Source organism: Nocardia sp. (assembly GCF_025465275.1).
GTDB lineage: Bacteria > Actinomycetota > Actinomycetes > Mycobacteriales > Mycobacteriaceae > Nocardia.
Map to the genome: position 1 here is coordinate 20,360 of NZ_JAODNK010000103.1, position 7,009 is coordinate 27,368.

Consider the following 7,009-nt stretch of genomic DNA (forward strand, 5'->3'; position numbering starts at 1 on the left):
CCCGGCGGAAGGAGCGGTCCATGCGGACACGTTCAACCACGATTCGACTCGCGATCCCGGTGGTCGCGCTCGGACTGATCGCGTCCGGCTGTAGTTCCAACAGCACCGTACAGAGCGGCTCGGTCGATCTCACCAGTGTCAATGCCATCAATCCGCATCCGGTGGCGGATCTGAAGGACGGCGGCAATCTGCGACTGGCGTTGAGCGCCTTCCCGGAGTCGTTCAACAATCTGCACGTCGACGGCAACACCGCCGATACCAATAGCGTTGTCAGCCCGACATTGCCGCAAACCTTCGCCGCCAATGCCGCCGGTGAACTCAGCGTCGACAACGACTACTTCACCGATATCCAGCTGACCAGCACCAGTCCACAGCAGGTCGTCACCTACACCATCAATCCGAAGGCGGTGTGGTCCGACGGATCGCCCATCACCTGGGAGGATCTGCGTTCGGAGTGGCAGGCGCTGAACGGCACCGACAGCGCGTACCAAATCGCCTCGAGCGGCGGGTACGACCACGTCGACAAGGTGGAACGGGGCGTCGATGATCGGCAGGCCGTCGTTACCTTCCGGCAGAACTACGGGGAGTGGAAGGGGCTCTTCGGAATCCTGTATCCGAAGGCCGATACCCAGTCCCCGCAGGCGTTCAACGATTGGGCGCGCAATTCGCTGCCGATCAGCGCCGGACCGTTCCTCGTCTCGAGTATCGACCGCACGCAGAATCGGATCACCCTGAGTCACAACCCCAAATGGTGGGGTGACGCACCGAAGCTGGACAACATCACCTTCAGCGTGCTGGATTACACCGCGACCTTGCCTGCCATTCAGAACAATGAGCTGGACGAGTCGTACATGTCCGGGCTGGAGGCGGTAACCGGCGCCAAGAACACGCCGGGTGTGGAGATCCGCCGGGCCTCCGAACCGTCGACCAGCCTCATCGCGTTCAACGGCGCACCGGGCGCCATCCTCGAGGATGTGAAGGTGCGGCAGGCCATCGCCAAGGCCATCGACCGCAAGACCATCGTCGAAACCTTCCAGCACGGCATCGTGGATCAGCCCAAGCCGCTCAACAACCACATCTACATCGCCGGACAGACGGGCTACCAGGACAATTCGGCGGTTGTCGGATTCGACCTGGACGCGGCCGGCAAGGAACTCGACGCGCTCGGCTGGGTGATGAAGGGCGATACCCGCGAAAAGGACGGGCGCAAGCTGGAATTGCGTGACGTCATGTACCAGCAGGACTCCTGGGTGGACACCGCCAAGATCATCCAGCAGGACCTGCAGAAGATCGGCGTCAAGCTCATCATCCAAACTGCGCCGGGTACCGGGCTTTTCACGAATCTGATCGATCCGGGCAACTACGACCTGGCGCAGTACGGCCTGTCCGGTGGCGGCGCATTGCCGCTGCAGATCCTGCGCCAGATGTACTACTACGACCCGCAGAATTGGCAGGGCAACAAATCCCGCATCGGTTCCCCGGAGCTGAATACGGTCATCGATCAGACGCTGGCAGAACTCGATCCGGGCAAGGCCATCGAACTCGCCAACAAGGCCGATCAGATGATCTGGGCCGAAGCGCATTCGGTCATGCTCAACCAGGCATCAGGTACCCATGCTGCGCGCATCGACCTGGCCAACTGGGGCGCGTTCGGGCTGGCCACCCCCGATTACACGAAGGTCGGCTTCCTTAAGTGAGTTCCCGGACAGACCATCCTCTGGTCTACCCGGTGGTCGTGACGATCGGCGCCCTGGCGGTACCTCTCGCCTGGGCGCCGTTCGGCGATGCGGAGCAGGTGGCCGCGCTCGGGGCGGTCGTGTTGATCATCCTGGGGTACAGCGCATTTCAGCTGACGGGGGCGACGGGGTATCTGCCGGTCGGATTGCCCAAGTCCGGCGGCGCTTGCCGGGATGTCGCGGTGCGGCGGGTGCGGCAGCAGCATCGGCTGGTGAGTCGGTCTTGGTTGGAGTTCACAACTGGTGGGCGGACTCGGTGGTTGCCGGTGTACTTCGATTCGTCGCTGGTTACCTTGCCGCAGTCGAATGCTGAATTGGCTGGGCGGACAGTGACTGTGGCGGGGATTCGGGTGTATCCGTCGGGGCGGTTGCGTAGTAGCGAGCCGGAGGGGCGGCTGATCGATAATCCGGTGCGGCCGGATGATGATGCGGCGGTGACGGTGGTGAAGGTGTCGCGGGTCGGGCGGCGGTTGTTGCTGGATGCGCAGTCTGCGATTGCCGGGCCGTTTGCCGGGTTGCTGTGGGTATATATCGCGGGTGGTGGGCTGGTGGCTTTTGTCGCGGCGACTGTTGTCGCCGCTGCTGCTGCGATTTGGCTGTCCGCTATTCGGGGTTCCGACCCCAGCTGAGCGGGTTCTGGCCCGGTAGTCAGCGTCAACTGGTAGGAAACTTCGGGATAGGATCGGCGTATGACAGGCCGCGTTGAACACCGTGACAACGGCGATCCCGCACCGGTGCAGCGGGAGATTCCCGCTGATACGCCTACCGGGGTGGACCTCGAGCGCATTATCGGGAAACAGGTACGGGCCTTGCGCCTGGCCAGTGGGCTGTCGGTGGGAGATATGGCGGCCAAGGTCGGGATATCCAAGGCCATGCTCTCGAAGATCGAGAATGCTCAGACCTCGTGCAGCCTCTCGACTTTGGCCCGGCTGGCTGCCGGGTTGGATGTGCCGGTGACTTCGCTGTTCCGGGGCGCGGATACGGCACGTGAGGCCGTGTTCACCCCCGCCGGGAACGGTGCGCGGATTGTCGGGCGCGGTACGCGGGTGGGCCATCACTACGAATTGCTCGGAGCGCTACGGGGACAGCACAAGCGGCTCGAACCGGTGCTGGTCACGCTCACCGAGGCCAGTGAGACCTTTCCGCTGTTCCAGCATGCGGGGACCGAATTGCTCTACATGCTCGAAGGCGTCATGGTCTACGGGCACGGCGATTCCGAGTACACGCTCCGGCCCGGTGATGCGCTGCTGCTGGACGGCGAAGGGCCGCACGGGCCCAATGATCTGGTCCGGCTGCCCATTCGGTTCCTGGCTATTACCGCGTACCCGGACAATCACTCCGAGGAATAGTCGCCGAGATTGGCCGATCCGGCCTGAGCGGTCACAAACCGCAACACATGGTCAATTAATGCCGCCCCGGGTCGATTTCTGACCGCTCAAGCCGGGCCCGCAGCAACCCAAGCCGCCATCACATCCGCCAAAGCCGCCGCGCCCACATGGCAATCGACCGGATCGGCGTGCTCGGCGGGGGAATGCGAGACGCCGGTGGGATTGCGGACGAAGAGCATGGCGGTGGGGATGCTGTCGGAGAGAATGCCCGCGTCATGCCCTGCGGCGGTGGGGATTACCGGGATATCGCCGAGATGGGCGAGGGTCTGGGCGAGGCGTTCTCGAGGCTCGGGCGGGAATTCCACTATGGGGGTGATGGATTCGGCGACCACCTGCAGGTCGATGCCGTCGACGGCGGCGTGACCACGGGCGGCTGCGGTAATGCGCGAGACCATGAGCTCCAGGGTCGACTGGTCGGCGGCGCGGGCATCGAGCCAGGCGCGGACACGCGAGGGAATCGCATTGGTGCCGTTCGGCGAGACCAGCACTTTGCCGAAAGTCGCTACGGCCGAACGGGCTACCGCCTCCGCGCGGGCGGTGTGCACGGTGGAGGCGAAGGCCAGCATGGGGTCGTGGCGGTCGAGCAGCCGTGTCGCGCCGGCGTGATTGGCCTCGCCGGTGAAATCGAATTCCCAGCGACCGTGCGGCCATATCGACGAGGCCAGCGCCAGCGGGCTGTCGACCAGGTCGAGAGCGCGGCCCTGCTCGATATGCAGCTCGATGAAAACGCCCACGCGGTCGGTGAGAGTGGCGTCCACGCCCAACCGGTCCGGGCGGCGGCCCGCGCGAGTCAGGGCCTCCGCCAGGGTGATTCCGTCGATATCGCGCAGACCCAGCGCGCGCTCGGGCGCCAGCGCGCCGGTCGCCAATTGCGAACCGATGCAGGCCACCCCGAACCGTGCACCCTCCTCATCCGAGAAGGCCACCACCGCAATGGGAATCGACGGCTCGATGCCCCGCGCCCGCAGCAGATCTACCGCCGCGAATGCCGAGACTATCCCGAGCGGACCATCAAATGCCCCGCCGTCCGGCACCGAATCCAGGTGTGACCCGGTGACGAAGGCCCCCTTCGGATCACCCACCCAATCGTGCGGGAACCACCAGGCCCAGAGATTGCCGTTCCGATCCTCCTCCAATTCCATGGAACGGGCCGTCGCACACCCCCGAAACCATTCGCGCAGTGTGAGATCCGCATCGGACCAGGCAAAACGCCGATAGCCCCCGGTGCCGCCATCCCGCCCCACCGCGAGAATCTCGTCCCACAGCGGATCGAAAACCGCTGCCGCTGTGAATCGGTCGGCGGCCGCCGAGCCCTCGTCGCGCCTCGCACACTCATCGGCCGACGCAGTGCGGACGTCGAATACGTCCGACCGATCGACCGACCGCGCCGTGCCACTCTCGGACGGCACCGGTCCGCCATCCGATCGCACTTGCCCACTGCCCAACTGCGCCGGCCCACCATTCGACTGCGCCGCTTGGCTGTCGGGCAATGCTGTTGCGCTGGTGGGCAGCGACTTCGGGGCCTCTGGCAGGGTCATGCAAGCGCTCCGGGGATCCAGGTGGTGCCGGCCAGGGGGACTCGCGCCATAGCGGCGGCTTCCACTGTCAGGGCGACGAGGTCTTCGGGTTCGAGGTTGTTGAGGTGGGATTTGCCGCAGGCTCGGGCGAGGGTTTGGGCTTCCATGGTGAGGACTCGGAGGTAGTTGGCCAGGCGGCGGCCGCCTTCGACGGGGTCCAGGTGCTTGGCGAGTTCGGGGTCCTGAGTGGAGATGCCGGCCGGGTCGCGGCCGTCCTGGAAGTCGTCGTAGTAGCCGGGGGCGGAACCGAGCGCCTCGTATTGCGCGGCGAAGCGGGGGCTGTTGTCGCCCAGGGCGATCAGGGCCGCGGTGCCGATGGCGACGGCGTCCGCGCCGAGGGCCATGGCCTTGGCGACATCGGCGCCGGTGCGAATACCGCCGGAGATGATGAGCTGGACCTTGCGGTGCACGCCCAATTCCTGCAAGGCCTGCACGGCCTGGGGAATGGCGGCCAGGGTGGGGATGCCGACGTTTTCGATGAAGACGTCCTGGGTTGCGGCGGTACCGCCCTGCATACCGTCGACCACGATCACATCCGCGCCCGCCTTCACCGCGAGCTTGACGTCGTAGTAGGTGCGGGTCGCGCCGATCTTGATGTAGATCGGCTTCTCCCACTGGGTGATCTCACGCAGTTCGAGAATCTTGATGGCCAGATCGTCCGGACCGGTCCAGTCGGGATGGCGGCAGGCGCTGCGCTGATCGATACCCTGTGGCAGCGTGCGCATTCCGGCGACTCGCTCACTGATCTTCTGCCCGAGCAGCATGCCGCCGCCGCCCGGCTTCGCGCCCTGTCCGAGCACGATCTCGATGGCATCGGCCTTGCGCAGATCATCGGGGTTCATGCCGTAGCGGGACGGAAGATACTGGTACACCAGATGTTTGGACTGTCCGCGCTCCTCGGTGGTCATACCGCCGTCACCGGTGGTGGTCGAGGTACCGGCAAGGCTCGCGCCGCGCCCGAGCGCCTCCTTCGCCTGGCCGGACAGCGCGCCGAAGCTCATGCCCGCGATGGTGATCGGAATATCCAGGTGCAGCGGATGTTTCGCATGCCGGTCGCCGAGCACCACATCGGTGTCACAACGTTCGCGATACCCCTCGAGCGGATAGCGGGACATGGATGCGCCCAGGAACAGCAGGTCATCGAAGTGCGGCAGTGGGCGTTTCGCGCCCCAACCGCGAATGTCGTAGATGCCGGTCTCGGCGGCACGCTGGATCTCGGCAATGGCGCGACGATCGAAGGTCGCGGATTCGCGGAGCGCGGGATTCGGGCGAGTCATGAAGTCGGACTCCTGTCGAAGGGATCGGCGGGTGCCGCCGGCTGGGTAGGTCCCCCTGGGACCGAACAGCCTCTGTCGGCTTCGAACAGCCCTGACAGGCGCTGTTCGGTCCGATGCGGGCTGTTCGGTCCGGCACGAGCTGTTCGGTCCGGCACGAGTTGTTCGGGGCGGCACGAGCTGTTCGGTCGGCACGAGCTGTTCGGTCCGGCACGAGCTGTTCGGGGCGGCACGAGCTGTTCGGTCCGGCACGAACTGTTCGGTCCGGCACGAGCTGTTCGGGGCGGCACGAACTGTTCGGTCCGGCACGAGCTGTTCGGGGCGGCACGAACTGTTCGGTCCGGCACGAGCTGTTCGGGGCGGCACGAGCTGTTCGGGGCGGGGTGGTTAGTAGGCGGCGGCGTTGTCTACGTGGAAGTGGTAGAGCTGGCGGGCCGAGCCGTAGCGGGTGAAGTCGGCGGGGTCGGCGGCGAAGCCGGCGGTGGTGAGGAGGTCGCGGAGTTCGGCGAGGTGTTCGGGGCGCATGGGTTTGCGGATGCAGTCCGCGCCGAGGGAGGCGACCTTGCCGCGCACGTAGATTCGGGCCTCGTAGAGGGAATCACCCAGTGCTTCACCGGCATCGCCGAGGACGACGAGGCGGCCGGCCTGGCCCATGAAGGCACTCATATGGCCGATATTGCCGCCTACAACTATGTCCACGCCCTTCATCGAAATGCCGCAGCGCGCACCGGCATTGCCCTCGATGGCGAGCAGTCCGCCGTGTGCGGTCGCGCCCGCCGACTGCGAGGCATCGCCGCGCACCCGGACCGTGCCGGACATCATGTTCTCCGCGACGCCGACACCGGCGCTGCCGTCGATGGTCACGGTGGCGTGCTGATTCATTCCGGCGCAGTAGTAACCGACGTGGCCTTCGATGGTGACCTCGATATCTCGGTCCAGACCGCACGCCAGAGCATGCGCGCCGCGCGGATTCGCCAGTGTCACAGCCGCGGGAACATCCGCCGCCGCGAGCGCGGAATTCACTGCGCGGGTGC

Annotated in this window: 6 protein-coding genes; 3 read left to right on the top strand and 3 right to left on the bottom strand. The window is 65.7% G+C overall.

What is annotated here, in order from left to right; all coding sequences use genetic code 11:
• Positions 1 to 20: 20 nt before the first annotated feature.
• The 3 genes from JWN03_RS24095 to JWN03_RS24105 are packed head-to-tail and all read left to right on the top strand — an operon-like array spanning position 21 to position 3,085.
• Positions 21 to 1,697: an ABC transporter family substrate-binding protein gene (locus JWN03_RS24095; RefSeq protein ID WP_297619255.1), complete on the top strand. Its 1,677-nt coding sequence runs from the start codon at positions 21 to 23 to the stop codon at positions 1,695 to 1,697.
• Positions 1,694 to 2,365, top strand: coding sequence for a hypothetical protein (locus JWN03_RS24100; protein WP_297619258.1), 672 nt, complete (start codon positions 1,694 to 1,696; stop codon positions 2,363 to 2,365). The genes JWN03_RS24095 and JWN03_RS24100 overlap by 4 nt, the downstream gene beginning before the upstream one ends.
• Before the next feature lie 60 nt (positions 2,366 to 2,425).
• Positions 2,426 to 3,085 carry a helix-turn-helix domain-containing protein gene (locus tag JWN03_RS24105; RefSeq protein WP_297619260.1) on the top strand — a complete coding sequence of 220 codons (660 nt, stop codon included), beginning with the start codon at positions 2,426 to 2,428 and terminating at the stop codon, positions 3,083 to 3,085.
• Positions 3,086 to 3,171: 86 nt separating this feature from the next.
• On the opposite strand, the gene JWN03_RS24110 is transcribed toward JWN03_RS24105, so the two are convergent.
• The 3 genes from JWN03_RS24110 to JWN03_RS24120 form a co-directional block, all read right to left on the bottom strand.
• Positions 3,172 to 4,662: an allantoate amidohydrolase gene (locus JWN03_RS24110; RefSeq protein ID WP_297619263.1), complete on the bottom strand. Its 1,491-nt coding sequence runs from the start codon at positions 4,660 to 4,662 to the stop codon at positions 3,172 to 3,174.
• Complete coding sequence (locus JWN03_RS24115) at positions 4,659 to 5,978, bottom strand: FMN-binding glutamate synthase family protein (RefSeq protein WP_297619266.1); 1,320 nt, start codon at positions 5,976 to 5,978, stop codon at positions 4,659 to 4,661. The genes JWN03_RS24110 and JWN03_RS24115 overlap by 4 nt, the downstream gene beginning before the upstream one ends.
• 384 nt (positions 5,979 to 6,362) lie before the next feature.
• Positions 6,363 to 7,009: protein glxC (locus tag JWN03_RS24120; RefSeq protein WP_297619268.1), on the bottom strand; the 647-nt coding region annotated here is incomplete at its 5' end.